Source organism: Echinicola soli, from assembly GCF_006575665.1.
In the GTDB taxonomy this organism is placed as follows: domain Bacteria; phylum Bacteroidota; class Bacteroidia; order Cytophagales; family Cyclobacteriaceae; genus Echinicola; species Echinicola soli.
The window spans coordinates 1662509-1688101 of sequence record NZ_CP041253.1; the positions used below are offsets into that span (position 1 = coordinate 1662509).

Annotated in this window: 25 protein-coding genes; 7 read left to right on the forward strand and 18 right to left on the reverse strand. The window is 44.3% G+C overall.

Features of this window, described 5'->3' with window-relative positions:
• Window positions 1-16: 16 nt before the first annotated feature.
• On the reverse strand, window positions 17-919 hold the full coding sequence (locus tag FKX85_RS06945; protein ID WP_141614039.1) for a nucleotidyltransferase family protein: 903 nt from the start codon (window positions 917-919) through the stop codon (window positions 17-19).
• A 302-nt stretch (window positions 920-1221) separates the two neighbouring features.
• On the opposite strand from FKX85_RS06945, the gene FKX85_RS06950 reads away from it, so the two are divergent.
• Both FKX85_RS06950 and FKX85_RS06955 read left to right on the forward strand, forming a co-directional pair.
• A complete protein-coding gene (locus FKX85_RS06950) occupies window positions 1222-1560 on the forward strand; it encodes a P-II family nitrogen regulator (protein ID WP_141614040.1) in 339 nt (112 codons plus the stop codon).
• 69 nt (window positions 1561-1629) lie between these two features.
• Window positions 1630-2862, forward strand: coding sequence for an ammonium transporter (locus FKX85_RS06955; protein ID WP_141614041.1), 1233 nt, complete (start codon window positions 1630-1632; stop codon window positions 2860-2862).
• 719 nt (window positions 2863-3581) lie between these two features.
• On the opposite strand, the gene FKX85_RS21420 is transcribed toward FKX85_RS06955, so the two are convergent.
• The 4 genes from FKX85_RS21420 to FKX85_RS06970 form a co-directional block, all read right to left on the reverse strand.
• Window positions 3582-3860, reverse strand: coding sequence for a hypothetical protein (locus FKX85_RS21420; RefSeq protein ID WP_168196228.1), 279 nt, complete (start codon window positions 3858-3860; stop codon window positions 3582-3584).
• Window positions 3861-4075: 215 nt separating this feature from the next.
• The gene (locus FKX85_RS06960) at window positions 4076-4912 is read right to left on the reverse strand and encodes a DUF4382 domain-containing protein (protein ID WP_141614042.1); all 837 of its coding nucleotides are present in this window, start codon (window positions 4910-4912) and stop codon (window positions 4076-4078) included.
• Between the two features lie 153 nt (window positions 4913-5065).
• A complete protein-coding gene (gene chrA, locus FKX85_RS06965) occupies window positions 5066-6283 on the reverse strand; it encodes a chromate efflux transporter (protein ID WP_141614043.1) in 1218 nt (405 codons plus the stop codon).
• A 6-nt stretch (window positions 6284-6289) separates the two neighbouring features.
• Window positions 6290-7270, reverse strand: a complete 981-nt coding sequence (locus FKX85_RS06970; RefSeq protein WP_141614044.1) for an isopenicillin N synthase family dioxygenase — start codon at window positions 7268-7270, stop codon at window positions 6290-6292.
• Between the two features lie 81 nt (window positions 7271-7351).
• Here FKX85_RS06970 and FKX85_RS06975 point away from each other — a divergent pair, with 81 nt between their 5' ends.
• Window positions 7352-8113, forward strand: coding sequence for a hypothetical protein (locus FKX85_RS06975; protein ID WP_141614045.1), 762 nt, complete (start codon window positions 7352-7354; stop codon window positions 8111-8113).
• Window positions 8114-8122: 9 nt separating this feature from the next.
• On the opposite strand, the gene recO is transcribed toward FKX85_RS06975, so the two are convergent.
• From recO to FKX85_RS06990, 3 genes are read right to left on the reverse strand one after another with little or no spacing between them, the layout of a single operon-like run.
• Complete coding sequence (recO, locus tag FKX85_RS06980; protein ID WP_141614046.1) at window positions 8123-8809, reverse strand: DNA repair protein RecO; 687 nt, start codon at window positions 8807-8809, stop codon at window positions 8123-8125.
• Between the two features lie 17 nt (window positions 8810-8826).
• Window positions 8827-9411 carry a thymidine kinase gene (locus FKX85_RS06985; RefSeq protein WP_141614047.1) on the reverse strand — a complete coding sequence of 195 codons (585 nt, stop codon included), beginning with the start codon at window positions 9409-9411 and terminating at the stop codon, window positions 8827-8829.
• Window positions 9412-9461: 50 nt separating this feature from the next.
• The gene (locus tag FKX85_RS06990) at window positions 9462-9788 is read right to left on the reverse strand and encodes a 2Fe-2S iron-sulfur cluster-binding protein (RefSeq protein WP_141614048.1); all 327 of its coding nucleotides are present in this window, start codon (window positions 9786-9788) and stop codon (window positions 9462-9464) included.
• Window positions 9789-9822: 34 nt separating this feature from the next.
• Between FKX85_RS06990 and FKX85_RS06995 the strand changes: the two genes are divergently transcribed.
• Window positions 9823-10887 (forward strand): hypothetical protein, encoded by a 1065-nt coding sequence (locus tag FKX85_RS06995; protein ID WP_141614049.1) that lies wholly within the window; start codon window positions 9823-9825, stop codon window positions 10885-10887.
• A 3-nt stretch (window positions 10888-10890) separates the two neighbouring features.
• On the opposite strand, the gene rodA is transcribed toward FKX85_RS06995, so the two are convergent.
• From rodA to galE, 9 genes are all read right to left on the reverse strand, one after another.
• Window positions 10891-12165, reverse strand: a complete 1275-nt coding sequence (gene rodA / locus FKX85_RS07000; RefSeq protein WP_141616728.1) for a rod shape-determining protein RodA — start codon at window positions 12163-12165, stop codon at window positions 10891-10893.
• Window position 12166: 1 nt separating this feature from the next.
• Window positions 12167-13969, reverse strand: coding sequence for a penicillin-binding protein 2 (gene mrdA / locus FKX85_RS07005; RefSeq protein ID WP_141614050.1), 1803 nt, complete (start codon window positions 13967-13969; stop codon window positions 12167-12169).
• On the reverse strand, window positions 13970-14491 hold the full coding sequence (locus FKX85_RS07010) for a rod shape-determining protein MreD (RefSeq protein ID WP_141614051.1): 522 nt from the start codon (window positions 14489-14491) through the stop codon (window positions 13970-13972).
• Complete coding sequence (gene mreC, locus FKX85_RS07015) at window positions 14484-15317, reverse strand: rod shape-determining protein MreC (protein ID WP_141614052.1); 834 nt, start codon at window positions 15315-15317, stop codon at window positions 14484-14486. The genes FKX85_RS07010 and mreC overlap by 8 nt, the downstream gene beginning before the upstream one ends.
• A gap of 7 nt (window positions 15318-15324) precedes the next feature.
• On the reverse strand, window positions 15325-16353 hold the full coding sequence (locus FKX85_RS07020; RefSeq protein WP_015265297.1) for a rod shape-determining protein: 1029 nt from the start codon (window positions 16351-16353) through the stop codon (window positions 15325-15327).
• Window positions 16354-16759: 406 nt separating this feature from the next.
• The gene (gene purH, locus FKX85_RS07025; RefSeq protein WP_141614053.1) at window positions 16760-18286 is read right to left on the reverse strand and encodes a bifunctional phosphoribosylaminoimidazolecarboxamide formyltransferase/IMP cyclohydrolase; all 1527 of its coding nucleotides are present in this window, start codon (window positions 18284-18286) and stop codon (window positions 16760-16762) included.
• A 71-nt stretch (window positions 18287-18357) separates the two neighbouring features.
• Complete coding sequence (purN, locus tag FKX85_RS07030) at window positions 18358-18915, reverse strand: phosphoribosylglycinamide formyltransferase (RefSeq protein WP_141614054.1); 558 nt, start codon at window positions 18913-18915, stop codon at window positions 18358-18360.
• Window positions 18916-19182: 267 nt separating this feature from the next.
• Window positions 19183-20058, reverse strand: a complete 876-nt coding sequence (locus tag FKX85_RS07035; protein ID WP_141614055.1) for a geranylgeranylglycerol-phosphate geranylgeranyltransferase — start codon at window positions 20056-20058, stop codon at window positions 19183-19185.
• A 203-nt stretch (window positions 20059-20261) separates the two neighbouring features.
• On the reverse strand, window positions 20262-21275 hold the full coding sequence (galE, locus tag FKX85_RS07040) for a UDP-glucose 4-epimerase GalE (RefSeq protein ID WP_141614056.1): 1014 nt from the start codon (window positions 21273-21275) through the stop codon (window positions 20262-20264).
• Window positions 21276-21510: 235 nt separating this feature from the next.
• Here galE and FKX85_RS07045 point away from each other — a divergent pair, with 235 nt between their 5' ends.
• From FKX85_RS07045 to FKX85_RS07055, 3 genes are all read left to right on the forward strand, one after another.
• Complete coding sequence (locus tag FKX85_RS07045) at window positions 21511-22650, forward strand: acyl-CoA dehydrogenase family protein (protein ID WP_141616729.1); 1140 nt, start codon at window positions 21511-21513, stop codon at window positions 22648-22650.
• Between the two features lie 368 nt (window positions 22651-23018).
• A complete protein-coding gene (locus FKX85_RS07050) occupies window positions 23019-24083 on the forward strand; it encodes an FAD:protein FMN transferase (protein ID WP_141614057.1) in 1065 nt (354 codons plus the stop codon).
• Window positions 24084-24085: 2 nt separating this feature from the next.
• Entirely contained in the window at window positions 24086-24817 is a 732-nt protein-coding gene (locus FKX85_RS07055; RefSeq protein ID WP_141614058.1) for a ZIP family metal transporter, read from the forward strand.
• A gap of 100 nt (window positions 24818-24917) precedes the next feature.
• Here FKX85_RS07055 and FKX85_RS21425 read toward each other — a convergent pair whose 3' ends face one another.
• The gene (locus FKX85_RS21425; RefSeq protein ID WP_168196229.1) at window positions 24918-25076 is read right to left on the reverse strand and encodes a hypothetical protein; all 159 of its coding nucleotides are present in this window, start codon (window positions 25074-25076) and stop codon (window positions 24918-24920) included.
• Window positions 25077-25593: the final 517 nt, after the last annotated feature.

Genomic DNA, 25593 nt, shown 5'->3' on the forward strand with positions numbered 1-25593 from the left:
CGAAGGTTTTGTGGTTTTATTCCCACAGGCCGTCGGGATAGTCTCCTTGGTCATGAAGACGCTTTAAAGCGGATACCACCACCGGCTTATCCTCTGGATACGTCACACCAAACCACGTTTTACCGCCTTCCAAAATGGCGATATTGGCTTTTTTCTCCTCAATGAGTGTATTGGCTACAGAAGGGATGTAAAATTCCGACTTGATGTTGTCTTTGTTTTCGGGGAGGAATGCTTTCCAGATTCTGTGAGCCTCTTCGAAAAACGAAGGATGGAAGCCCCAGCAGTTCATGCTCACGGGAGTGTCCGGTGCTATTACAATGGGGTCTTCTTCCTCTCTGCAGATGATTTCATCTTTCTCGCGGGCAATGCCAGTGCGTTCTGTCATACCGATAAGCTGAAAATTCTCATTGGTCTCGCAGACCCCACGACTGACGGTGCCGTTTTCGGAGAGTACATTTTTTATCGCATAACCTACCATGCAGTGAAGGTCTTCTTTGACGTCTTCCTTCAGGAATTTGCCCAGTGCTTGGAAGGCTTCTTTTCCATAGAAATCATCCGCATTGATCACGGCAAATGGTTTGTTGATGGCATCTTTGGCACAGAGTACAGCATGGCCGGTTCCATAGGGTTTTTTCCGATCAGGAGTTTGGAATTCCTCTGGTACGAGGCTGTCCAGGGATTGTACGACAAAGTCTACGGCTATTTTTCCTTCAAGTTTGGGCAAAAAGATCTCTTTCACGGTTTCCAAGATCTCTCTTCGTACGATGAAGACCACTTTCCCAAAGCCCGCACGAATAGCGTCGAATATGGAGTATTCAATGATCGTTTCACCATTGGGGCCAAATCCTTCGATTTGTTTATTTCCTCCGTATCGACTGCCGATGCCGGCAGCCAGGATCAAAAGTGTAGGTTTATTCATGAAGTTAAATGTTGAATTTGGTTTATCCGGTTTGTTTTGGAACTTAAAATTAAAACAATCTTTATTAACAGCCCATAAACCGTGCTAAAATTTGAAAACCAGATAATCGGTGTTGGTTTTAACCATTTTGAGCGTAAAAGTTGATTTTTTCCAGTTATCAGGTTATTTATAAGCCATATTTGTATAAAAATGCAAAAATAATTGTTTTTATAGTAGTGTGAGACGTCTAATTTATTAAGTTTGTATCCGATTACGATAAAATCGGTTATAATTACAACCAATCAGTTTGTCAGTTAACTAAAATGAAAAAAGTAGAAGCAATTATTAGAACATCTCGATTTGAGGTGATTCAGCAGTGTATTGCCGCACTAGGAGTGAAGTTCCTAACTTTTTATGAAGTAAAAGGGATGGGACTCGAGCACGCAAAAATCGAAAAGTACAGAGGGGTTGCTTATGAACCCGCTTTTATCCCTCGGACAAAATTAGAAATCATGGTTACCGAAGAATTGGTAGAACCTGTTATCAACTGCATCCTCAAAGAAGGCCGCACTGGGCAGATAGGTGACGGGAAGATTTTCGTGACCGATGTGCTGGAAGTCTACAGAGTGAGGAATGATGACAAAGGGGCCGATGCGCTGTAGTGAATTGAACTTTACCAATTCAATTTTATCCTAACAAACTAGAAGTAACCATATAAATTACCCATTCAGATGAATCAAGAATTATTTACCATCAACAATGTGTGGATGATGGTAGCCACTATCCTGGTATTTATCATGCACTTAGGCTTTGCCTCTTTGGAAGCCGGACTTACCAGGGCCAAAAACACCGTCAACATTCTCTTTAAAAATACTATTATCCCAGCCATGGGGCTATTGACTTATGGCTTTGTTGGATTTAATCTAATGTATCCGGGAGAAGCTTTTACAGGAGGCTTTTTCGGATTGAGTGGTTTGGGGTTGAGCTTGCCGGAAGGTTGGGACACCTTTAGGTATAACGAGGGCTATACCTTCTTTACAGACTTTATCTTTCAGGCCATGTTTGCCGCCACTGCGGCTACGATCGTTTCCGGTGCCGTAGCGGAGCGTATAAAGCTCGGCCCATTTATCATTTTCTCTACACTTTATGTAGCAATCTGCTATCCCATTGTAGGTATGTGGAAGTGGGGTGGAGGCTTCTTGGATAGCCTGGATACTCCATTCTATGATTTTGCAGGCTCTACCATCGTCCACTCTGTAGGCGGATGGGGAGCACTGGTAGGAGCCTACTTGCTAGGCCCAAGGATCGGTAAGTATACCGCTAAAGGCATGAATGCCATTCCCGGACATAATATTCCGATGGCAGTAATCGGTGTGTTCTTGCTTTGGTTTGGATGGTTTGGCTTTAACGGGGGATCTGTCCTTACCGCTGATCCCGGTACTGTTTCAAAAGTGTTTGTGACCACTTCGATAGCTGGTGCTGCTGGAGCTTTTGGTGCCTTGCTTTTCTCCTATATCAAATTCAAGTCCTATGATATCACCATGGTGCTGAATGGCATCTTGGCAGGATTGGTAGGTATTACGGCTGGGGCGGACCTGATGGGCGTTGGTGAATCTGCCATCATCGGTTTTGTGGGTGGTTCTCTGGTGGTTTTTGCTGTGGTCTTCTTTGATAACGTGAAGATCGATGACCCCGTGGGAGCCATTTCTGTCCACCTCGTTGGGGGCATTTGGGGGACATTGGCAGTAGGGCTTTTTGGCGATCTTGCTGGATTCTCCCAGGTAATGTCCCAATTGATCGGTATTGGAGCTGTAGGCCTATTCTGTGTGATTTTTAGCTTTGTGGTGTTCTATGCCATGAAGAAAACAGTCGGTATCCGTGTACATGAGCAGGAAGAAGTGGAAGGATTGGATATCAATGAGCACAGTATGCGTGCATATCCTGACTTTGCCATTAAGGAATAAAACATTTGAGTGTGTCATTATACTTCCAACCCTAACAAACCGAAGCCCCGCTGAATTGCTCCGCGGGGCTTTTTTTTATCGATCTCGGGTTTAAGGCCTTTTATCATTTTAGGGTTTTGTATTAAAAAAATGTGATTATACGGAATTGTGCAAGTAATCAAATTCATTAGAAGAAAGGCCATGAATTACACGGATTGCTACGAATTTTTTATGTTAATCATTGATTGGTATAAGGCAGTTTGCTGAATATGCTCAAACTGGCAGAAAAGCATATAATCATATAAAAAAACACCCACCTCTGATATAAGAGGTGGGAATTAACCAATAGATAGACTAAAGAAAAATCGCTAGCGAATGAAAAATATGAACTGAGAATCTAAATCTAAGTCGATATGGGGTTAAAATCAAAAAATATGATGCGCAACTATACGCAAATGCTTAAATATTTGTCATTGAGATTTTTGCCTGATTGAAAGTCACGTGTTAAGGGTTTTTATTACCTATAATCGGCAATTTTTTTTAGCCGATAGAAAAGTGTAAATAGAGATAGTTTTTTTGAAATCTGCTTTAGGCGGATGAGGCGGAAAAGTTGGGGGGCTGGGCATACCTGTCTAAGCATCAGTTAGGACGGAAGCTGTTTTATATGGAACGAGGGTAACGCTGATCCGCCCCGGCGGGACAGGTTGGGCAGATTTTTGCTGATATATTTTTTCCGGATTTTAGGAGGATTTGGAAATGCAAAGTGGAGACAGACCGAGCGCTGAAAGCTTGTCTGGAGCCAAGCAGGCTTGTCTGGCGCAAAACAGGCTTGTCTGGAGCCAAGCAGGCTTGTCTGGAGCCAAGCAGGCTTGTCTGGAGCCAAGCAGGCTTACTTGGAGCCAAGCAGGCTTGTCTGGCACCAGATAGAGCGTCACATTCATAACCATGGGCAACACCCATGGTAAATAGCCGAATATAATGTTTGCTGTTTTAGCTGAAATCACCTGGCCAATGCCCATAAACTCACGCTAAAACCCATTCCATACAGTTAGGGCATAATTCCAAACTCTGCAGGCATAGGGCATTCTTAAAAAGTATTATGAATTTTAGCTGCCTTCATAAATATTGCTTGATTCCTTTAGGTCTTGTTTTTGTCAGAATCAAAAAGAAATAGGCTGCCCTAAACCTTAGAGCAGCCTTCCTTGAGGTATAAATAATAGTTGGTCTTCGTTTTTTAATTTACAGTTCCGATCTCTACTTCCAAATCAGCCGCCATTTCCAATTCCACAGGATCCAATACGGTGATTTCGCCGTCTACTGCAGGAACATCATAAAGTGTATCTGCTTCGTATTCTTCAGTAGGCTCAAAAATGACGGTATAGTTTCCTTCAGCAAGTCCCCTCAGGGCGAAGGCACCAGATTCATCAGCAAAAGTGCTGACAGTGTCTTCATTAATGATGCCGTAGATTACCGGATGGGCCTCTACGGGAAGTACTTTCCCTTCGATTGAAGCGGATTGCTCTGCTACCACTCTCAAGACAGGCTTAAGGATATATTGTCCAGAGTTACCTGCTTTAACAATGGATTTTGCCGCGTCAAAATCGATGACCAGATCATACTGGATGCCTGCCATTAGCTCTTGGTCAAGCTGAAGTTTTAGCCCACTTTGTTGGGCACTTGGTGTAGTCAATGGGGTCTCTTCACCATCTATAACCAAATAATTGTCCTCACCTAATACCAGGCGCAACTTGGAAATCGAACCTGCAGAAATCTCTTCTGATCCGATAAAAGCTTCATTTCCATTGACCAAGGAAAGGAGGTTGATATATGCATCTTCTTCATCGTAAGGGATATAAATCCAGCCGTCACCATCTTCGTCTTCACCACCAGGTAAGAGCTCTACCCCCAAAACATCAATCCATACTTCATCATAATCCGCTGGTGCATCCACGAGCGATACATTTACCGTGGCTGTTCCTTCCATCGATTCCTTATCATCTGAGTTACAAGACGCCATTACAAGCAATCCTGCAAGTCCGAAGAGCCAATTTTTGAAGTGTAAAATTTTCATAACATAGTATTAGTTGGTTTAATATCAGGGTACTTCACAATTAGTGTGCCATTGAGGTGTTGTTTATGATGGTTTTTACTAGTTTCACGTATGGATTTTAATTTTTCATTGATTTTTCCAATCGTACTAACCTGAAAAAGTTCCAAGGATTTTTTATCCAATTAGGTTATTAATGAATAGTTGGTAGCCCAGTCCTATCACGATACCGCCAATAATGATGAATGGTGAAGGGATTTTGGTAAATTGGAGCATAAAATAAGTGATGGCAATGGCTGCGATGTTAAAGAAATTGGCAGGCATTGGCTCGAAGAGCAGATAAGCAGCGGCGATCAGCATACCACAGCTGACGGCATTGATCCCTTCCAGAGCGGCACGAACGGGCCGGTATTTCTTCAACTCGTCCCAAAATCTAATGACAAAGAAAATCAGGAAAGTGCCAGGCAGAAATATGCCTGCTGCAGAAACCAACCCGCCTATTATAGCTCCTCCTACTCCCAGTCCAGCACTTCGCATGGACAGGGCGCCTATGTACGAACTGATGCTGAAGGTGGGGCCTGGGACACCCTGTGAAATAGCATATCCGGTCAAGAATTCTTCAGAGGTAAGGTAAGCCTTGAATTCTACAAATTCAGTGTAGAGATAAGGGACCAGCACCTGTCCTCCCCCAAAGATCAAACTGCCGTTACGATAGAAATTCTCAAATAATCGGATAGGAAGAATTTTCGTAAAATGTCCCAAGGTCGCCGCTAAAATCAATACACCTCCCCAAAGCAGGAAGTTTGCCCACTGGATCCTGATGCCGCTTTTCTCTTCGATTTTAGGTTGTTTGTTAAATTTCAATGAGGTGGTGATGCCGCCGGCCACCAGCATAAATGGAAAAATGTAAGGCGAATTATAAAAGAAAGCCACAAATGCCGACAACAGCATCAGCACCATTGCTTCAGTGGTTTTTACCATCTTGCCAATGGTTTTTTGCGCGGCATAAATGATAAAACCAATAGCCATGGGCTGGATAAACTTGGCAAAATCCAGCGAACCTTCGGTTTGGGTCTGAAGGAAATCCACTAAAATAGCGGCTGCTGTCATGATGATAGTGGCCGGCAGTATCCATACCAAAAGCGATAGGTAAGCGAGGTTAGGGCCTCCTACCCGGTAACCAATAGCTGAAATGGTCTGTGTGGAAGTAGGGCCTGGCAGTATCTGGCAGAGGGCATGGAGTTCCCAAAGTTCCTCCTCGGTGATGTAGTGTCGTTTCTTGACCATGATATCCAGTACCATGGCCAAGAAGGCCTGCGGTCCACCGAAAGCCGTTACTGAAAGGGTGATGACATCCTTCAGGTAAAGGTAATATTTTACTTTGCGGATGGTCACCAGCGCCTATTTGCGAAGCCCTAATTCCCGAAGCCTCTCTTCCAGAAATTCACCTGCAGTAGCATCTGGAAATGCTTTTGGGTTTGCCCCGTCCACACAACTGTCCAGGCAGGCGAGGTCCATTTCTGATCTTGGGTGCATAAAAAACGGGATGGAATAGCGGCTGTTGTTCATCTTTTCACGGGGAGGGTTGACCACGCGGTGAATCGTGGATTTTAGTTTCCTATTGGTGAGCCTTTCGAGCATGTCCCCTACGTTGACGACAAGCTGGTCCGGAAGGGCTGTGATGGGGATCCATTGGCCATCTTTTCGAAGCACTTGAAGACCGTCCGCACTTGCACCCATTAGCAGTGTGATCAGGTTAATGTCACCGTGCTCCGCTGCACGGACAGCATCTGCAGGAACAGAAGCAGGATCTTCGATGGGGAAATAATGAATGGGGCGTAAAATGGAATTGCCGTGGAGTACTCTGTCCTCAAAATACATTTCATCAAGCCCTAAATGTAAGGCAATAGCCTGTAGCATGGCTTTCCCTGCAGCTTCGATGGTGCCAAAGACTTCCAGCGCCGTGTCTTTGAAGTCTGGAACTTCCTCTGGCCATACATTAGGAGGATAATCCTTTTTGAGCGGATCGGAATCAGGGATTTTGGACAATTCCTGGCCCACATGGTAAAATTCCTTCAGATCCCCGGTGTTTCTGCCCTTTGCATGTTCTTTTCCTTTCCCCGTATAGCCACGCTGATAGCCGATTTCTGGCCGCTCGTACTTGGATTTGATAGTGTCTTCCTGTGCAAAAAAAGCTTTGATCGACGCATAGAGCTTGTCTTGAAGTGCTTGGGTGAGCCCATGGTTTTTTATGGCTACGAAACCAATGTTTTCGTATGCATCACCAAGTTTGTGTACAAATGCCTCTTTTTGTTCAGCATTGCCCGAGGTAAAGTCGGATAGGTCCAAGGAAGGGATTTCTTTATAAAGGATTTCGCTCATGACTGGATTATTTTATCCTGCAAGGTAAATATTTTATAGTAAAATTAAATATCTTTAACTTAACCCAATTGTCCTCCAGCTATGAAAAACAACTTATATATTTGGTTTATCTGTAGTGTTTTTTGGCTCTCTTGCACATCAGACTCCAAAAAGGAAACGACCAGTGATCCTAACGAAATCGCCCAAACAACCACCCTAGAGGAAAAGGATATATCTTTTCGCTATCAGATGCAAGGAAATTCTTATCCGGATGCCATGTTGGAGCTTCATAATCCACTTGAAAACGAAACGTTCGATGTGGGCGCTGTGCCTTTTGAGTTCAATATTAAAAATTATCCATTCGAACACGGTAGAAATGGATTTCAGCTGAGAATGATCATTAACGGAGCAGATCCTATCGGGTATAATATGCCAATTTTCAGAAAAGAGTTCGAAACGGGTACTTATAAGGTGCTGGCATTTTTGGTGGATGATGATGGAATGGCACTTAAGGAATACGGAAATTACGTGGAGCGGGATTTTGTGGTGGGAAAATCAGCCCCCTTTCCGGAAAGTGATGATCCCTACATTGGTGTAAACCTTCCTGAAAACGGAACGGAATACCAAGCAGGGGAGGATGTTGTGGTGGACTATATATTGGTGGGAGGGGATTTGGAAGAAGACGGTTTACGGGTAAAAGTTACCGCCGAGGGACAGGAGTTTGTGACCGATGAATTAGGTGTTATATACATTGATAATTTGTCCAACGGATCACACAAGATCACGATAGCTTTGGTGGATGGTAGCGGTAAGGAACTGTCAGGAATATTTTCCAAGAGTATCAAGGAGGTGGTGGTGAAGTAAATTCGGTGGCTACATCAAGTTCCTTAAAACTTCCAGTGATCGCACCTCGAAAAAAGTGTCCAAGTGTAGTTTATAAAAGGTCAGTAAATCATCAAGTAAACTTTTTCTAACAGATGGGGGTATTTTTATGGAAGGATCAAATGGGTTTTTTAGTAGTTGAGTAAAGAATTTTTTTTCTTCCAGGGCGAAGGATCCATCATTTACATCAGGATGTACTTGTTCAAAGAATTCCCCAGCAGAATCAGGGGCAAACCCCAAAAAACCAGAGGTTTCCAGTAAGAACGAAAGAGGATAAGTGCTTAAACTAATGGGCTCACTGTCCAAAAAAGTGACCGATTGATAGATGAAATCAAACAGGTATTCATTTTGATAGTTTTCATAAATTGATTTGCTTAAGATTTCCCCCACAAACATGGCCACTCCGGAACGGTAAAAATCAAACGGTATTCGCTGAAATGGATAGGCCAATTTCACTTCCGAGATGCGGTTGATAGAGGCATTTTCTTTGTCGTAAACAACCAAGTCAAGTAGGCTGAGTGGCTGATAAAGTGCCATTTTTGATTTTGACCTTGCGCTTCTGACCCCATTGACAATATAGCTCTTTAGCCCTAAATCCCGCGTAAAGATCTTCACGATGATGGAAGATTCACGGAATTTTATGTAGTGGATGACGATGCCTTGGGTTTTCTTGATCATAGCTTGCGATCATTGTCTTAAGACTTGTTTTCGTAGAAACACTTTCGACAACGGGCCTCGTAGCTGTCTTTTTCACCGAGTACGACTTTTTCCTTGGCCGGTGTTAGCCGGTAACTGTACGAAGCCAAGTCGCCACATTTCATGCAGATGGCATGCACTTTCGTGACATACTCAGCACTGGCCAAAAGCTGTGGCATTGGGTCAAAGGGTTTCCCTTCAAAATCCATATCCAAACCAGCCATGATCACGCGTTTACCCGCAATAGCCAGTCTGTTGGCCACACGTACGATCTGCTCATCGAAGAATTGGACTTCATCGATTCCTACTACGTCGCATTCCCCGGTGAGCAACATGATGTCATCGGCGAATTGGACGGGTGTAGACCTGATCTCCGTTTCATTATGTGACACCACGTTACGTTCATGGTAGCGAGTGTCTATGGCAGGTTTGAAGATTTCCACTTTTTGCTTGGCGATGAGGGCCCTGTTTAGACGACGGATAAGCTCCTCTGTTTTCCCAGAAAACATCGATCCGCAGATCACTTCAATATGCCCTTTTTTATTTTTTGGGTTATTATTCCCTATAACTGGTTCTATGAACATAATTTTGCAATGTTAAGGAAAATTACGGAACAGTAGCTGATGATCGTAGCTTATTCGCCGTAATCCATGTGTGGCAACTTGTACCGTTCATTGACACGGATGCGGAGGGTGCCTTTATTTAGGCGAGCCTGGCATGTTAGCCGTTGGTTAGGCTTAAGCTTTCCCAGTTTTTGAAAATAAGCTTCCCTTTCGGTGAGCTCGGAAAGGTTTTCCATCCCATCTTCCACGATCATCATGCAAGTGGTGCAGCGTCCTTTTTTTCCACAAGCATGCATCCAATCTACATAATTATCATGGATAATTTCGATAACTTTGTAATCGGATCCTTTTGAGGAAATCTCCTTGTGGTATAAGTTTTCAATTATTATTTTAGGCATCAATCTCGAACGACTACAGCAAATAAAACTACTAATGAACGATAAAATTAACCTCAATTATTTAGAAAACTATGCCCATGATATATCAGAAAAGATATGTTCTGAATATTTCGGTACCAAAAAGTACATGTCTGGGCAGGAAATCATCCAATTGACCCCCAGTTCACAGGTTAATTTTATGGTGATCAAGACCTTATTTGAAAAGTGGAACGAGGAGATGGAGAAGATGAAGTCCAATCCCTATTTTGACTATAAGGATATAGCAGTGTCCGAAGCATTAAAGGAATTTATGAATGTGCTTTCTCGTGCGATCAAGATCGAGCACACCCATTTTTTGCCGCTGCTGGAAGTGGCGGTGATCGATACGGTACTCTTGGCACTGGATCCCATGGTTTACTTTTGGGGGGAGATTGAAAAATGCAAGGGGGATAGCCCCCATGGCCACCTAAAAGCTTCCAAAAAGTACATCAAATGGCATGAAGAGTTGCTGAACGAACTGATGGAAAAGGGAGGACATGGAGACGCCGAGGTGTACAAAAAATCCCTAAGTGACTCCTATCAGCAGTTACAGGAAAAATTAGCATCCCCAACCGTCCTGCTTGAGAGCTTGGCGCAGGCCTTACCGATTGACTGGGAACAGCTGGTTCCAGAAGTTGGGGAGCCAAAAACTTCAACATCCGCTGAGGAAGAGCAAAGTCAAGATAATGCTGACGAAGATCAAGCAGAAATGGCTGATTCGCAGGAAAAAGTGGAAGTTTCCCTTGAAAGTGGCTCATTGGCAGCCCAAGAAGGGGGGATTGATCCGGCCTTGGCATGGGCGAGATTTGAATCGGAGCAAAGCGGTGTACTGAAGGGATCCATATCATCGATGGATGAAGGGGTGGCCATTAACCAGCGGTTTATGTTTACCAAAAAACTCTTTGACAGCAATCCTGACCTGATGGGACATGCCTTAAAGTCCATTGATGAATGTGACAGTTTTGTGGAAGCCATAGAACTCGTCAACAAGCGCTATGTAACGAGGCTGGATTGGGATAAGGATTCTGATGAGGTAATGGAATTCCTACAGTTGATTTACCGGAAATTTGACGAAAAGTAGTCTTTAATTCATTCTTCCCAGCAACTGGATGCGGTGGGAATCCAGTTTGATAAAGATAAATAGCAGGATGGTGAATGACCATAGCGAGGAGCCTCCATAGCTGAAAAATGGCAATGGGATCCCTACTACGGGAAAGAGTCCAATCGTCATGGAAATATTGATCATAAAGTGAAAAAGTAAAATGGATATGACGCAGTAGCCATAAACTCTCGAGAAACGTGTCTTTTGTCGCTCAGCCAAGAAGACCAGCCGGATCAGTAAGGCTGCAAATAGGAACACCACCACCAGGCTACCAATCCAGCCAAATTCTTCTCCAAGGGTGCAAAAGATAAAGTCAGTATGCTGTTCTGGCACGAAATCAAATTTCGTTTGGGTGCCTTCCAGATAGCCTTTTCCCCAAAAGCCACCAGAACCGATCGCGATTTTGGACTGCGTGACATTCCAACCTACACCTAAGGGATCAATGTCAGGGTTAAAGAGCACCATAATCCTGTTTTGCTGGTGTTGGGGCAGTTTGGAAACGACCAAGTCAAGACTGTATGAATAAGCAATGATCGCGATTCCGATCAAGCATAATGTCACGATGCGCTGCCAGTTTTTCTTGCCCAGTAAGATCAGGATAAGGGTAAGGCCGGCCACCGGAAGTGCAATGTATAGATTATTGTCCACCGCCAGCGAGAGTAGGGATATAGCGATAAATACCAATGCAAAGACATAGTACTTCTGCGGCATTCCTTCCCGGTAGAGCATGATGAAAAATGCCATGTAAACCATCGCCGTACCAGTATCTGGCTGAAGCATGATGAGTGAAACAGGCAGCAAGATGACGAGAATAGCTTGAAGTTGGAATTTGGGCTGGCTCAGATCAAAGGAAGGTTTTTCGATGAATTTGGCCAAGGCAAGTGCTGTAGCAAATTTGGCAAATTCCCCGGGCTGCAATCGGAATGGCCCTATTTCAAACCAGGCTCGCTGTCCATTGATCTCCTTTCCGATAAAGGGGGTAAGCAAAAGAATAAGCAGGAAAATTCCATATAGAATAAGGCTAAGATTATCAAAGAGGCGATAGTCAGCCACCATGATGACCGTAATCAAGAGCACGGCCGTACCGATCCAGACTAACTGTTTTCCGCTGTTAATGCTGAAGTCGAAGATGCTTTTGGCTGCCTGCTCATCATATACCGCAGCATAGATATTAAACCAGCCGATCATCACCAAAGCTCCGTAGAGCAATATGCTCAGCCAGTCAATTTTATTGATATATAGGTCGTTTTGTCTCACGTTAGTCTCCGAAATCTCCGACCAGTACATACTCCTCGAGTGCCGGTCTTTCTATATGTCCTCTCAAATATTTTTCAATCATCAAGCTGGCGGTACTGGCAGCCGCTCGTCCTCCCCAGCCTGCGTTTTCCACGTAAACGGCAATAGCGATCTTGGGGTCCTCTTTTGGTGCAAACGCTATGAAAACCGAGTGATCTTCCCCGTGAGGGTTCTGGGCAGTCCCTGTTTTTCCGGCAATGGTGATGTCCTTGATAATAGCACGCATGGCTGTGCCATAAAGTGCTTCCGCCATGGCATTCTGTACCATGTCAAAATGGTGGGCCGCCACGCCGACATCATGTTTGGTAGTATATTCCTCGGGGATTTTACCTGGATCCCCATTGATGGCTTTGATGAGGTGTGGAGTATAATAATAACCCTTATTGGCAAATATTGCGGCTAAGTTGGCCATTTGGAGAGGTGTTACCTCCATCTCTCCTTGCCCTATTGACAGGGAATAGATGGTGCTGTATTTCCATCTGCCTTTTCCATAAATCCTATCGTAAAGTGAGCTGGAAGGAACACTGCCACTGTTTTCATATGGTAAGTCTACCCCAAGTTCATGGCCAAGTCCAAATTTTTCCACGGCTTCGTGCCACTTGTCCAGACCGATCTGTGTATCTGTATAGGTGTTGGAGGATATTTCCTGGTTGATCATTTGCCTGAAGGCCTGATAATAGTAAGGATTACATGAATTTCTAATAGCGCCAAATAAGTTGACAGGACTCGGGTGATTGTGGCAGGCCACCAAGGCTTTGTTACAGGCATAAGTAGTGTTTGGTGTCAAAGTCCCCCATTGTAGGCCGATTAAAGACTGGACTACTTTGAAGATTGACCCTGGAGGATATTTTGCCTGAATTGGCCTGATGAATAGTGGCTTGGTCGTGTCCGATAGCAAAATGTTGTAATTTTTACTGTAGGCAGCACCAGCGAGCAAGTTCGGATCATATACCGGTGCGGAGATTATGGATAGGATCTCTCCGGTCTTTGGTTCTATCGCCACCACAGAGCCCCTTTTCCCTTTCATAAGTTTTTCGCCGTACTGCTGTAATTGCATATCGATAGTAGATTGCAGATTCAGTCCTGCCACAGAGGCGGTGTCTAATGTGCCGTTTTTGAAGGAGCCTTTGTCTACACCTCGGACATTGACCATTTTGTATTTGGCTCCCTTTTTACCCCGAAGGATCTTTTCATAGTAAGATTCCAGTCCAGAGTGACCAATATAGTCTCCTTGGTTATAATAATGTAGCGAGTCCCTTTCCATTTGACGGGGTATTATCTCAGCGATGTATCCCAGTGCACTTGCAGCGATGGAGTCAGGGTATGCCCTTACCGATCTGGTCATGACGAACAAACCCGGGTAGTCGATCAGGTAATCCTGGATTTTCGCAAAATCGGTAGTCGAAATTTGCTTGATGAGCGGGGAAGGTTTTACCCATGAGTATTTTTTTGCAGCAGTGTACCGTTCGATAAGTTTTTGCTTTTCGATCTGAAAGATGTCACAGAATTTTGCTGTGTCCTTAATGCTGAACTCCTGTGGAATGACCATCAGGTCAAACACAGGATTGTTATAGACCAAAAGTTCACTGTTTCGGTCAGAGATCAAACCCCTGTAGGGGTAATCTATTATTCGCTGGACGGCATTTCGCTCGGCACGCCTCAGGAAACTATCATCGACCACTTGGATCATAAACAATTTACTCAGCAGGATTACCCCAACGATAATGATAACGATGACGATGACACTGTGTCTGTTTTCGTTCATTTAGATGCCTCTCCTTTTCTTATAGAACAAAACCTGAACGATCATTCCAATGATAAACGTAAAAACCGTGCTGCTCAGCGTTTTGTAAATCATCGGAATATACAAGGAAGTCCCTAGATTATCAATAAGAAAGAATGTCAAGTGATGCAGGAGGATAAGTGGAAGGCTGTACACCAAAAACCAACCTATGCCCATGTTGAGCAGTGTTGGTGGAGTGTTAGTGTCATAGCCGCCGGTGGGCGTAATGACCGTAAGCCAGGGTTTTCTAAAAAAAGCCATCATCACTGCACTAGCGGTATGGATACCCAAACTATCGTAAAATATATCAATCGAAAAGCCCAGGACAAAAGCAATTACCATTAACGGGATGGTCTTGATTTCAATGGGAAGCAATAACAGATAAATGGCATAAAGAAAACAAAAAGCCACGCCAAAAAGCACCAAGTTTTTCAGCACCAAAACTTGGATGATAAAATATAGAAAAATACCTCCGATAGAAGCGATGACTGTTCTGCTATTCATTGATGATTTCGGTGATTTCTTGAAGGGAATCCAATTCCACTTCCCGATTGTTTTCTACAAGATATACATATGTAAGCGTGCTAAAGTTTGCCGCCAATTCTATGGTAATATCCAGATAATTTGTTTCTGTCCCATTGCTGACCGAATCCACCGTTCCTACCAGAATCCCTTCTGGGAATACGGCATTGTAACCAGAAGTGACCACAGTGTCGCCGTGGGTCACTTGTACGTGCCTAGGGACGTATTTGAGTTTGGCTTTTTGCGGATTTTTACCGTCCCACTGGGTAGACCCAAAGACATCTGTGGATTTTATCTTTGAAGAAACCAAGAGGTCGGTATGGAGCAAGGAAATGACTGAGGCATAATGACTGCTGACACCTTTTACACGTCCCACGATGCCATCACCATTGAATACCCCCATGCCTTCTTTGATGCCGTCTTCAGCACCTCTGTTTAAGGTGATGTGGTTATTCCGCAGGTTAATGGAATTATTGATGACCTTAGCTGATCTAAATTCATAGGTGCTTTCCATCAGACTGTCCAGGGGGATGTTCACACTGTCCTTGACAGGGCGCAAGTTGGCCAGCTGCTTCATCAGCAGTGCATTCTTTTTAGCCAGTTCTTCGTTGGACCTGCCCAAGGTAAAGTACTCGGTGAAATTATCTTTGGTGCTTAGAAACGCTCCGGTAAAGCTATTGGAGCTGTTAAAGAAGACGGCTCCTTGTGGTGAATTATAAGAAACGATCAACCAAATGGCAACAGTTTCCAGCGTGATAAACAGCAAGAAGGCCCTTATACTATATAGAAATAATAAAATGCGTTGCATTCAGTCATCAGGTCATCAGCACGGTTCGGAAACTATTTATGTTTTTCAGGGCGGTGCCGGTTCCTCGCACCACTGCTCTTAGCGGATCCTCTGCAATATGGATAGGCAATTTGGTCTTTTGATGAAGTCTTCTGTCCAGGCCTTTGAGGAGCGCACCACCACCTGTGAGATGAATGCCGTTGTCATAGATGTCTGCAGAGAGTTCAGGAGGTGCTATTTCAAGGGCCTTTAATACGGCTTCCTCAATTTTGGAAACCGACTTGTCCAGTGCGAAGGCTATTTCGGAATAGGAAACTTTGATGACTTTAGGGATTCCCGTCATCAGGTCGCGTCCACGGATTTCGTAGTCTTCTGGTGCATCATCCAACTCGGTCAGGGCAGAACCAATGGCGATCTTCACTTTTTCAGCAGAGCGCTCACCGATCAGCAGGTTATGCTGCCTTCTCATGTAATCCAGGATGTCTTTGGTAAAGGTGTCGCCTGCCACCCTGATGGATTGGTCGGCGACGATTCCGGAAAGGGCGATCAGTGCAATCTCTGTAGTACCACCTCCAATGTCGACGATCATCGAGCCCATGGGTTTTTCAATATCAATTCCAATACCGATGGCTGCCGCAATTGGTTCGTAGACCATGTACACTTCTTTGGCACCAGCGTGTTCGGCAGAATCCCGTACGGCTCTTTTCTCTACTTCCGTGATCCCTGAAGGAATACAGATGACCATGCGATGGGATTGGGGAAACATACCTTTTTTGTGCCCAGGGATCATTTTGATCAGGCCACGTATCATTTGTTCGGCTGCATAGAAGTCGGCAATCACGCCGTCTTTTAGTGGACGCACGGTCTTGATGTTTTCATGTGTCTTTTCATGCATGTTCATCGCTTCCCTTCCCACAGCCAAGATCCTATTGCTGGATTTGTCAATGGCGATAATGGAAGGTTCGTCCACTACAATTTTTTCTTTATGAATTATAAGGGTATTTGCCGTACCTAAATCTATTGCTATATCACTTGAGAAAAAGTCAAATAATCCCATCCTGGTAGTTTTACTTAGAATTTACGTTTGAGTTGATCGTTTAAAGTTAGCATTAACAATGCTTAAATAAAACGAGGGACGACAAAATTATTACCTTAATTTGGATTTCTAATAGTGACCACTGACTTTTTTTAAGTCACTTGCACAGAGATACAAACAGCTCCGATGCCGAATTTCAAATTAGGGAGGTAAATAAGCGTTTTTTGGGTGATGCCAGATTGCCGAACCAAGCTTTGGCCTGAACAAGCAAAAAGCAGTCCAATTGTGTCGCTGGTCAGAAATTTGTCGCTGTTCGGGAGGTATAATCCCGAGCCAAATGAACCGGATTTGAAAGCCGGGGAGTTTGGCCAAATAAAAATCCCCAACAGGACTGTTGGGGATTGGGAAATTATTTTGGCAGGATATTTTAGTGCTTGAAGTGCCTTATTCCTGTCATCACCATGCTCATGCCTGCCTTGTCACAGAAGTCGATGCTGTCCTGGTCCTTAATGGAGCCACCGGGCTGTACTACTGCTGCGACCCCTTCTTTAGCGGCGATCTCCACGCAGTCAGGGAATGGGAAGAAGGCATCGGATGCCATTACTGAACCTTTCAGTTCAAAGCCAAATGATTTTGCTTTTTCGATGGCCTGCTTCAGTGCGTCTACACGTGAGGTCTGGCCTACACCGCTGGCAAATAATTGATCCTTGTTACTTAGTACGATGGTGTTGGATTTGGTATGCTTACACACTTTGGCGGCAAATACCAGGGCATCTTTTTGCTCTTCGGTAGGTGCTACTTTGGTAGCTACTTTGAAATCTTCCTTGGTTTCTGTGGACAGGTCCTTGTCTTGCTCTATAATGCCGTTTAATAAGGTTTTGATCTGCTTGGTACCACCTACTTTGGTTTTCTGGAGCAGGAGGATCCTGTTTTTCTTGCCTTTCAGTACTTCCAGGGCATCTTGGTCAAATGCAGGGGCGATCAGCACCTCAAAGAACAGGCCGTGCATTTCTTCCGCAGCTGCCCTGTCCACGGTTTGGTTGGTGATCAGGACGCCACCAAATGCAGAAAGGGTGTCTGCTTCAAAGGCTTTTTGATACGCTTCTTTTACTGAGGTTCCTTTTGCCACGCCACAGGCATTGTTGTGCTTTAGGATGGCAAAGGCTGTTTCTCCATCAAATTCGGCCATTAAGGCTACTGCGGCATCCACGTCTACGAGGTTGTTATAAGAGAGCTCTTTACCGTTCAGTTGGTCAAAAAGATCGTCCAGCTTGCCATAGAAATGGGCTTTTTGGTGCGGGTTTTCGCCGTAACGTAAAGCTTTTGAATTGTTTTCGCTTACTTTCAGTGCTGGAATTTCTTCGGTTTGGTTAAAGTAGTTGAAAATATGGGTATCGTAATGTGATGACACTTGGAATGCCTTGGCGGCAAAGTATTTTCTGTCTTCCAAGGTAGTGCCCCCTTGGTTGTTTTTCAATCGCTCTTCCAGTTCGCCATATTGGTCGCGGGAAGCGATGATGGTAACATCTTTAAAGTTTTTGGCCGCGGCCCTGATCAGGGAAATGCCTCCGATATCGATCTTTTCGATAATATCCTGCTCTGAAGCACCGGAGGCTACTGTTTCCTCAAAAGGATACAGGTCCACGATCACGAGGTCAATGGCAGGTATTTCAAATTCCTGAGCCTGGGAAAGGTCTCCTTTATCTTCTCTTCTGTGGAGGATACCTCCAAAAACTTTTGGGTGGAGGGTTTTTACTCTTCCCCCAAAGATGGAAGGATAGCCTGTTAGGTCTTCTACAGCAGTTACTTCCGCTCCTTGTTCTTCAATGAACTTTTGTGTACCTCCTGTGGAGTAGATCTTTACGCCTTGTTCTTTTAGCTGGGCGATGATCGGTTCAAGATTGTCTTTATAAAAGACCGAGATAAGGGCAGATTCTATTTTCTTAACAGCCATTTTTTGAAGTATTGAATGAAATAGGTTTGCGTAATTTTGTTTTAAACTGCAAAGGTAGGAAAATCAGTCTATTAAAGCAGGCTTTCGATGACTTTTGGAAAATATTTGTGTTCTAAAGCATGCACCTTGTTGGCAATATCCTCAGGACTGTCTGTTTCTTCCACTTTTACGCTTTCTTGGAAAATCACCCGGCCATCATCGTATTTTTCATTCACATAGTGGATGGTGATGCCTGTTTCCTTTTCGCCTTTATCTTTGACCGCTTCATGTACACGCATGCCGTACATCCCTTTGCCCCCAAATTTTGGCAGCAAGGCAGGATGGATGTTGATGATCCTTTCGGGAAACTGTTGGATCAGTCCATCTGGTACTTTTAGCAGAAAGCCAGCCAAAACTACTAAGTCAATTTCCAGTTCTTCGAAGGTCTTTTCGAGCACTTCCTCATCCATTTCTTTTCTGGTGAAGGAGATAAAGGGAATGTTATGGTTTTTTGCTCTTTCCAGCACATAAGCATCTTTTCTATTGGATGCGATGATGGCAACTTTTCCTTTGGTGGAGCCATCAAAGTGCTTGATGATTTCTTCAGCATTGCTGCCGTTTCCCGAGGCGAGTATGGCGATTTTTTTCAATTGAAAACCAGGTTTATGTACGTTGAACTACGTTTTGTGGACAATAATAATGTTAAATTATGATTGACCCGAAATATGTATTTGCCGATCTATGTCACCGTGTATTTTAGGGCGTACTACATCGACGGGCTTTGGTGGTCAATATAACCTGTCCATCCCAAAAGTACAAAAGCTACTTTACCAGTGGATGAGTAGCCTGATATTTTTCTTTGGACGGATTGGCCAACGGTATTGCGTAAACCAAGTGGTGCACCAGATTTTACGTTTCTATAAAAAAGCCATGCTGATCACTCCTGTCAACATCAGGAGCTTGGAGAGGTTGCTGAGCCTGGAGAAGTGCGTTTTGCGATCAGCATGGTAAATGAGGTACATAAAGTAAATGAATAATATGCCGATCAGCCCAAAGTAAAGGTAGAGCAAGTTTTCGTCTATTTTATATGCTACTACTAGAATGGAACCTACAAATATGGCCGCTATGATAAAGATGATGTTTTTCGTAGCACGAAAGCCCAAGACTACCGGCAATGTCTTACAGCCATGTTTTCTGTCTCCTTCCCGGTCTTCTATGTCTTTGATGATTTCACGGATGAGGTTGATAAAGAAGGCGAAAATAGCATAGGTGAGCACCAGCAGTTCTGACTTTTGATAATAATAACCTACGATCCAGATGGCCAGTGCGGTCAATAGAGCAACGGCCAAGTTGCCCACAAAGGGCAGCCGCTTTAGGGAGTTAGAATATATCCAAAGTAAAAAGGCCGCCATAAAATGAATACCTCCTGCTTTTAAACTGACCAAGCATGCCAATCCAATGCCGACAAGATTAAGAAAAGTGTGGAGAAACATCACCACTCTGCGGCGCATTCCCTTGCCGATGATGACTTCATCTGGCTTGTTTATATAGTCGATCTTTACATCATAGTAGTCATTTATCAAGTAGCCAGAAGCGGCTATCAAGATAGTAGACGTGACCAGCAGATAGATTTTAGGATCCAGAAGGGCAGGAATACCTGATAAGGTTTTTTCTACCAGAAAGTAGGCGGTCATCAGCTGTGCGAAAGCCATCATCAGCAGGTTATCTGCCCTGATGATCCTTAAAAAAGCAGCAAATGAAAAAGCTTTTTCAGCTGATGGAGAGTGATTCATAACCCAAAAATACGCGAAAGTCTCATATAAGTTCCGTATCACACACCTTTTCATAAAAAAGAAAAAACCATTCGCTATTGAACGAATGGTTTTTTTGATTAATAAACCCCTAATTAAAATTATAATTATGCCCTAAATTTAGGGAAATTACTTTATTATACCGTCCTGTACTGTCTTGTAAATTATAATGGTGTACGAAAGGGCTACTTTTCCAAACTTACTTGCCAGTTCCAGGCATCACGTAGTGCATCTTCTAGTCCGTACTGAGGTTCCCAGCCCAATATATTGGTGACTTTGTCTGTATTGGCCCACACTTTTTCGATATCGCCGGATCTTCGTGGGCCGATTTCGTAATTGAGCGGTTTTCCACTTACTTTTTCGAAGGCCTTGATCACCTCCATGACGGTATTGCCATTCCCTGTGCCCACATTAAAAAGGTCAAAGAAATTGTCTGGTTGGGCAGCAAGGTAGTGGATGGATTTAACGTGTGCATCTGCCAGGTCCATCACATGGATATAATCACGAATACAGGTGCCGTCTAGCGTATCGTAGTCGTCACCGAAGACCGTGATTTTTTCCCGGATGCCGGCACCAGTCTGTGTTATAAAAGGGATCAGGTTTGCCGGCACTCCCAGCGGAAGTTCCCCAATGAGTGAAGAGGGGTGGGCACCTACAGGGTTAAAATAGCGCAATGCTGCGACTCTCGTGGCGGCACCGCTTTTGATATGGTCTGTCAGGATATCTTCACAGATCTTCTTGGTATTTCCATATGGGCTTTCGGCATCTTTCCTTGGAGTGGATTCCTTTACCGGAAGCTCATCAGGTTGGCCATATACGGTACAGGAGGAAGAAAAAACGATGTCCTTTACGCTGTGGTCTTTCATGACTTCCAGCAGTATGATCAGGGAATTGATGTTATTGCTGTAATAGGTGAGCGGGATTTTGGTGCTTTCCCCTACTGCTTTGGAGGCAGCAAAGTGGATGACCCCTTGAATGTCATTTTCCCGGAAGACAGATTGCATGAATTCACGGTCGTTACAATCGCCCTCATGGCATTTTACAGGAGAGCCCAGAATTTTTTCTAGCCCAATAAGTACGTTTTTGTTGGAATTGGAAAAATTGTCAACGATGATGGGCTCATAGCCGGCATTAACGAGCGCTACAGCCGTATGGGATCCGATGTAACCTGCTCCGCCTGTGATTAAAATCTGTTTCATGAAATGAAGTTGTTTTTACTAGGGATAGTGAGTTGACAAATGATGTAGTGACAAATATAATTTAAACCCATCAGGCATGAAATTTTTCTTGGTTTTTAATGGCTGAAAACTAATTTTTTTAGTTGGAAGTTAATATCTTACAGGGGGCTGCTAGGGTCGAAAAATGGAAAAAGTAACTTTTTTCTATCCCTGTACCAAAAAAGAATACAACCCAAATAATAACAACAGTAGTATGATGAATTTTCAATTGACAGAAAACCAGTCCATGATTGCGCAGATGATCAGGGATTTTGGTGCAAAAGAAATCGCTCCTTTTCGAAAGGAATGGGACGATGACCAGATTTTTCCGCTTCCACTTTTTAAGAAATTGGGAGAACTGGGACTAATGGGAGTGCTCATTCCGACGGCGTATGGGGGAAGTGGTTTTGGATATTTGGAATATGTGACTGCGATCATGGAACTGGCCAAGTTGGATCCGGGAGTAGGACTGTCCATGGCGGCACACAATTCCCTCTGTTCAGGGCATATTATGCTCTTTGGCTCGGATGAGCAGAAGCAAAAATACTTGCCAAAATTGGCTTCATGCGAATTTTTAGGTGCTTGGGGGCTCACCGAACCAAACACGGGTTCGGATGCTGCCAATATGAAAACTACCGCGAAAGAGGATGGCGATTATTTCATCCTCAACGGAGCCAAAAACTTTATTACTCACGGCGTGTCCGGAGATATAGCAGTAGTTATCGCCAGAACGGGTGAAGTGGGAGACAAGCATGGCATGACGGCCTTTGTTATTGAAAAGGGCACTGACGGATTCCGTGGTGGCCGAAAGGAGGATAAGCTAGGCATGAGAACTTCCGAAACGGCGGAGTTGATATTTGAGGATTGCAGGGTGCATAAATCACAAATATTGGGAGAAGTAGGAGAAGGATTTATCCAATCCATGAAGGTGTTGGATGGTGGCAGGATTTCCATCGCAGCACTTTCATTAGGAATTGCCGAAGGAGCTTTTGAGGCAGCAGTCAGCTATTCCAAAGAACGATATCAGTTCAATAAACCGATCAGCTCATATCAAGGAATTTCATTCAAGCTGGCAGATATGGCGACCAAGCTGGAGGCGGCCAAGTTGCTGACATTTAAGGCTGCTGACCTGAAAAACCGAGGTGAATACGTGACCTTGGCCAGTGCCAAAGCCAAGTACTATGCATCAGAAATAGCAGTGGAGCTGGCCAATGAGGCGGTTCAGATTTTTGGTGGCTATGGATTTACCAAGGATTATCCTGTGGAAAAATACTACAGGGATGTCAAGCTTTGCACCATTGGTGAAGGAACTTCTGAAATCCAGAAAATAGTGATTGCCAGAGAGCTTTTAAAGTGAATCTTACGTTTTGTCATTAATACGACGGGGCTCGATCAGGGGGAATCGCTTTTGGATGAGCGATTGCGTATTCCACTAGCTATACCATTCTAACAATGCCTTTGTCCCCGATATCCACCAGCCTGTCCTCCCGAAATCCTTCGGGACAGGCTGGTGGATATCGGGAGGGCAGGCTATTCCGATCCCGATACATTGGGAAGGAATCTCTTATTTAAAATTGAGATTCCTCCTCAAGTCGGGATGACAACGCATTAGAAATTGTGGTTTATACAACATTTTTTTTAAAAGCGATTTCCCTGGTCTTGGCAGACGGCTATTTTTCCATATTAAAATATAGCGTAACTTTGCGGAAAATATTCCGCCTCTTCATGCAAAAAAACGCCCGAAAAAACATCATCTACTCCATCATTCTACTTTTGGTGGTATTTCTAGTTTACCTTTATAGACAAAATCAACAAGCACCCCAGGCTCCAGAACCTGAAAAGGATGGGAAAAAAACCATAACCGGCAAGACCATGGGGACGAGCTACCGGATTGTTTACTTGGATGAGCAGGGTAGGGATTTTAAATCAGCAGTGGACTCCTTATTGGAGGTCTTTAACCAAGCTTTGTCTACATATATTCCTGATTCTGAACTAAGTAGATTTAATGACGGAGACACGTTGACCTTCGAATCGGTTTACCTTCCGACGGTACTAAAGACCAGCAGGGATATTTTCCAGCGCACGGACGGGGCGTTTGATCCCACGGTAGGGCCGTTGGTAAATGCTTGGGGTTTTGGCCCAGAAGGGGCCCAGTTAAAAGACAGTGTGAATATCTTCAAGCTACTGCGACTGATAGGGTTCGAAAATATCGAGTTTGATACCGAAAAAGTTTGGAAAACACAGCCTGACACATACCTGGATTTCAGTGCTATCGCCAAAGGTTACGGAGTGGACGTGGTAGCCGGATACCTACAGGATGAGGGTGTCGAAGATATGTTGGTTGAGATCGGGGGGGAATTGGTCGCCCGGGGTACCAATGAAAACGGGGAACTCTGGAAAGTCGGGGTGAACCAGCCCAGTGAGGATGTCAGCTCCAATGAAATTTTCAGCATCATAGGCCTGGATAATAAAGGTATGGCCACTTCAGGAAACTACCGTAATTTCTACTATAAAGATAGCGTGCGGTATTCCCATACCATCGATCCCAAGACCGGTCAACCTGTCAATCACAGCTTGCTCAGCGCCACGGTAGTAGCAGAAGACTGTATGACGGCAGATGCCTTCGCTACTGCTATGATGGTATTGGGCACAGAAGAGGCCATTGACCTTCAGAAATCCCAAGATAATATCGACGTTTTTTTGATTTATAGTGATAGCTTGGGAATGCAAACGTATATCAGTGAAAAACTCAAGCCTTTTGTTTCTTATATCAAAGGGGAAAAAGAATAAGCATGGCCACAAAAATTTTGATACTTTTTTTATCGGCGTTCTTGTCAGGGCTTTTGGCAGTGGCGATACCCAGCTGGAAGGAGAAAAACTTCAAGATGATTTTGGTCTTTGCCGGATCGTATCTTTTTTCCATTACAGTGCTGCATATTCTTCCCGAGCTTTTTGCCAATCCAGCGTCTGCCTATTACATGGGGCTTTACGTGTTGATTGGTTTTTTGCTGCAGCAGGTGCTGGAATTTTTGTCATCAGGGATAGAGCATGGTCATATCCATCACCATGGCCATGGGAAAAATACCGTTTGGATGGTCATGATCGGGCTGTCGTTGCATGCGTTTTTGGAAGGGACATTGCTAAGTCAGCAGCCTTCGTTGAGTGGCCATCATCATGGGACAGAAACATTGCTTTTTGGGATAGTGATGCACAAAGCTCCGGCAGCCTTTGCCTTGGTAGCGGTGCTTTCCGGTAGCTTGAAGCGAAGTTCGGTTTTAGTGCTGTTGGTTATTTTTGCCCTGGCCTCACCGATGGGGGTGCTAGTTTCAGATATAGCCTTTTCGCAGCAGTTCCTGGCAGCAGAGGCGATGGATGTGTTATTTGGCTTGGTAGCCGGAGGGTTTTTACACATTTCGACGACCATATTCTTTGAAAGTAGCCCTCACCATAAGTTTCATCTTACACGGTTGTTAGTGAGTTTATTCGCAGCAGCCCTCGCCATCGCTTCGGAATATTTGATTTGATATTATTTGGCTGGATTAAATAGAGGCTGTTTCGTAAATAAATAGGTTCTATATGATTTACGGTGGGCAACTTTTTACTTTGTTTGACCTGAGCTCGATTTTAAATACCGCCACTGCGAGCTTGTCTGGTGCCAAACAGGCTTGTCTGGTGCCAAACAGGCTTGTCTGGTGCCAAACAGGCCTGTCTGAAGCCAAAGGCAGGCTTGTCTGGTGCCAAACAGGCTTGTCTGGTGCCAAAGGCAGGCGTGTCTGAAGCCAAACAGGGCGTCGGATAGGATTTGCAGGAAGGAGCAGAGGCGAACTGCCACGCCCTTTCCCTACGCACTATCCATTACAAAAGGGCCTGCCTGGTGCTTGACGGCTCGTAACGTAGGAAAAACCGTCATCGCGAACGGAGTGAAGCGATCTCGTATCTGAAAACGAGATTGCCGCCTCGCAAGCTCCTCGCAATAGCCTGTCCCGATACTTTCGGGGACGTTATAACCGTTTTTAATCAAATGATATTAATCGAGTTATAATGCTTTCGATCCTTAGCGCCCTAAAGGATTTGGACTAAACCTGTCCAGCCCTTTCTAACAAAAAAATCAGCACAAATCTTAATAATCAGCACCATCTGCGTTCTATCCGAACCAGCCACAATCCCCCAACTTTTCCACTTCTTCCAAAGCCTTAGCATCTTGTGGCTAAACTAATTAACTACCAAAGTGGACAACTTGGTTCTTGAGAATGGATTTTTCTTGTGGTCTTAGTCATGTTATGATTGTCATTTTGTTTAA

What these genes read in the sequence shown, in the direction of transcription:
- mrdA (WP_141614050.1), bottom strand. Translation starts at nt 13,969, where the DNA reads ATGAACGAAAACAGACACAGTGTCATCGTCATCGTTATCATTATCGTT.
- FKX85_RS07055 (WP_141614058.1), top strand. Translation starts at nt 24,086, where the DNA reads ATGGCCACAAAAATTTTGATACTTTTTTTATCGGCGTTCTTGTCAGGG.
- FKX85_RS06955 (WP_141614041.1), top strand. Translation starts at nt 1,630, where the DNA reads ATGAATCAAGAATTATTTACCATCAACAATGTGTGGATGATGGTAGCC.
- recO (WP_141614046.1), bottom strand. Translation starts at nt 8,809, where the DNA reads ATGATCAAGAAAACCCAAGGCATCGTCATCCACTACATAAAATTCCGT.
- FKX85_RS07050 (WP_141614057.1), top strand. Translation starts at nt 23,019, where the DNA reads ATGCAAAAAAACGCCCGAAAAAACATCATCTACTCCATCATTCTACTT.
- FKX85_RS06985 (WP_141614047.1), bottom strand. Translation starts at nt 9,411, where the DNA reads ATGTTCATAGAACCAGTTATAGGGAATAATAACCCAAAAAATAAAAAA.
- mreC (WP_141614052.1), bottom strand. Translation starts at nt 15,317, where the DNA reads ATGCAACGCATTTTATTATTTCTATATAGTATAAGGGCCTTCTTGCTG.
- FKX85_RS06950 (WP_141614040.1), top strand. Translation starts at nt 1,222, where the DNA reads ATGAAAAAAGTAGAAGCAATTATTAGAACATCTCGATTTGAGGTGATT.
- FKX85_RS07035 (WP_141614055.1), bottom strand. Translation starts at nt 20,058, where the DNA reads ATGAATCACTCTCCATCAGCTGAAAAAGCTTTTTCATTTGCTGCTTTT.
- FKX85_RS06975 (WP_141614045.1), top strand. Translation starts at nt 7,352, where the DNA reads ATGAAAAACAACTTATATATTTGGTTTATCTGTAGTGTTTTTTGGCTC.
- FKX85_RS07010 (WP_141614051.1), bottom strand. Translation starts at nt 14,491, where the DNA reads ATGAATAGCAGAACAGTCATCGCTTCTATCGGAGGTATTTTTCTATAT.
- FKX85_RS06990 (WP_141614048.1), bottom strand. Translation starts at nt 9,788, where the DNA reads ATGCCTAAAATAATAATTGAAAACTTATACCACAAGGAGATTTCCTCA.
- FKX85_RS06970 (WP_141614044.1), bottom strand. Translation starts at nt 7,270, where the DNA reads ATGAGCGAAATCCTTTATAAAGAAATCCCTTCCTTGGACCTATCCGAC.
- FKX85_RS06960 (WP_141614042.1), bottom strand. Translation starts at nt 4,912, where the DNA reads ATGAAAATTTTACACTTCAAAAATTGGCTCTTCGGACTTGCAGGATTG.
- FKX85_RS06995 (WP_141614049.1), top strand. Translation starts at nt 9,823, where the DNA reads ATGAACGATAAAATTAACCTCAATTATTTAGAAAACTATGCCCATGAT.
- FKX85_RS07045 (WP_141616729.1), top strand. Translation starts at nt 21,511, where the DNA reads ATGAATTTTCAATTGACAGAAAACCAGTCCATGATTGCGCAGATGATC.
- FKX85_RS06945 (WP_141614039.1), bottom strand. Translation starts at nt 919, where the DNA reads ATGAATAAACCTACACTTTTGATCCTGGCTGCCGGCATCGGCAGTCGA.
- FKX85_RS07020 (WP_015265297.1), bottom strand. Translation starts at nt 16,353, where the DNA reads ATGGGATTATTTGACTTTTTCTCAAGTGATATAGCAATAGATTTAGGT.
- galE (WP_141614056.1), bottom strand. Translation starts at nt 21,275, where the DNA reads ATGAAACAGATTTTAATCACAGGCGGAGCAGGTTACATCGGATCCCAT.
- FKX85_RS21420 (WP_168196228.1), bottom strand. Translation starts at nt 3,860, where the DNA reads ATGGGCATTGGCCAGGTGATTTCAGCTAAAACAGCAAACATTATATTC.
- purH (WP_141614053.1), bottom strand. Translation starts at nt 18,286, where the DNA reads ATGGCTGTTAAGAAAATAGAATCTGCCCTTATCTCGGTCTTTTATAAA.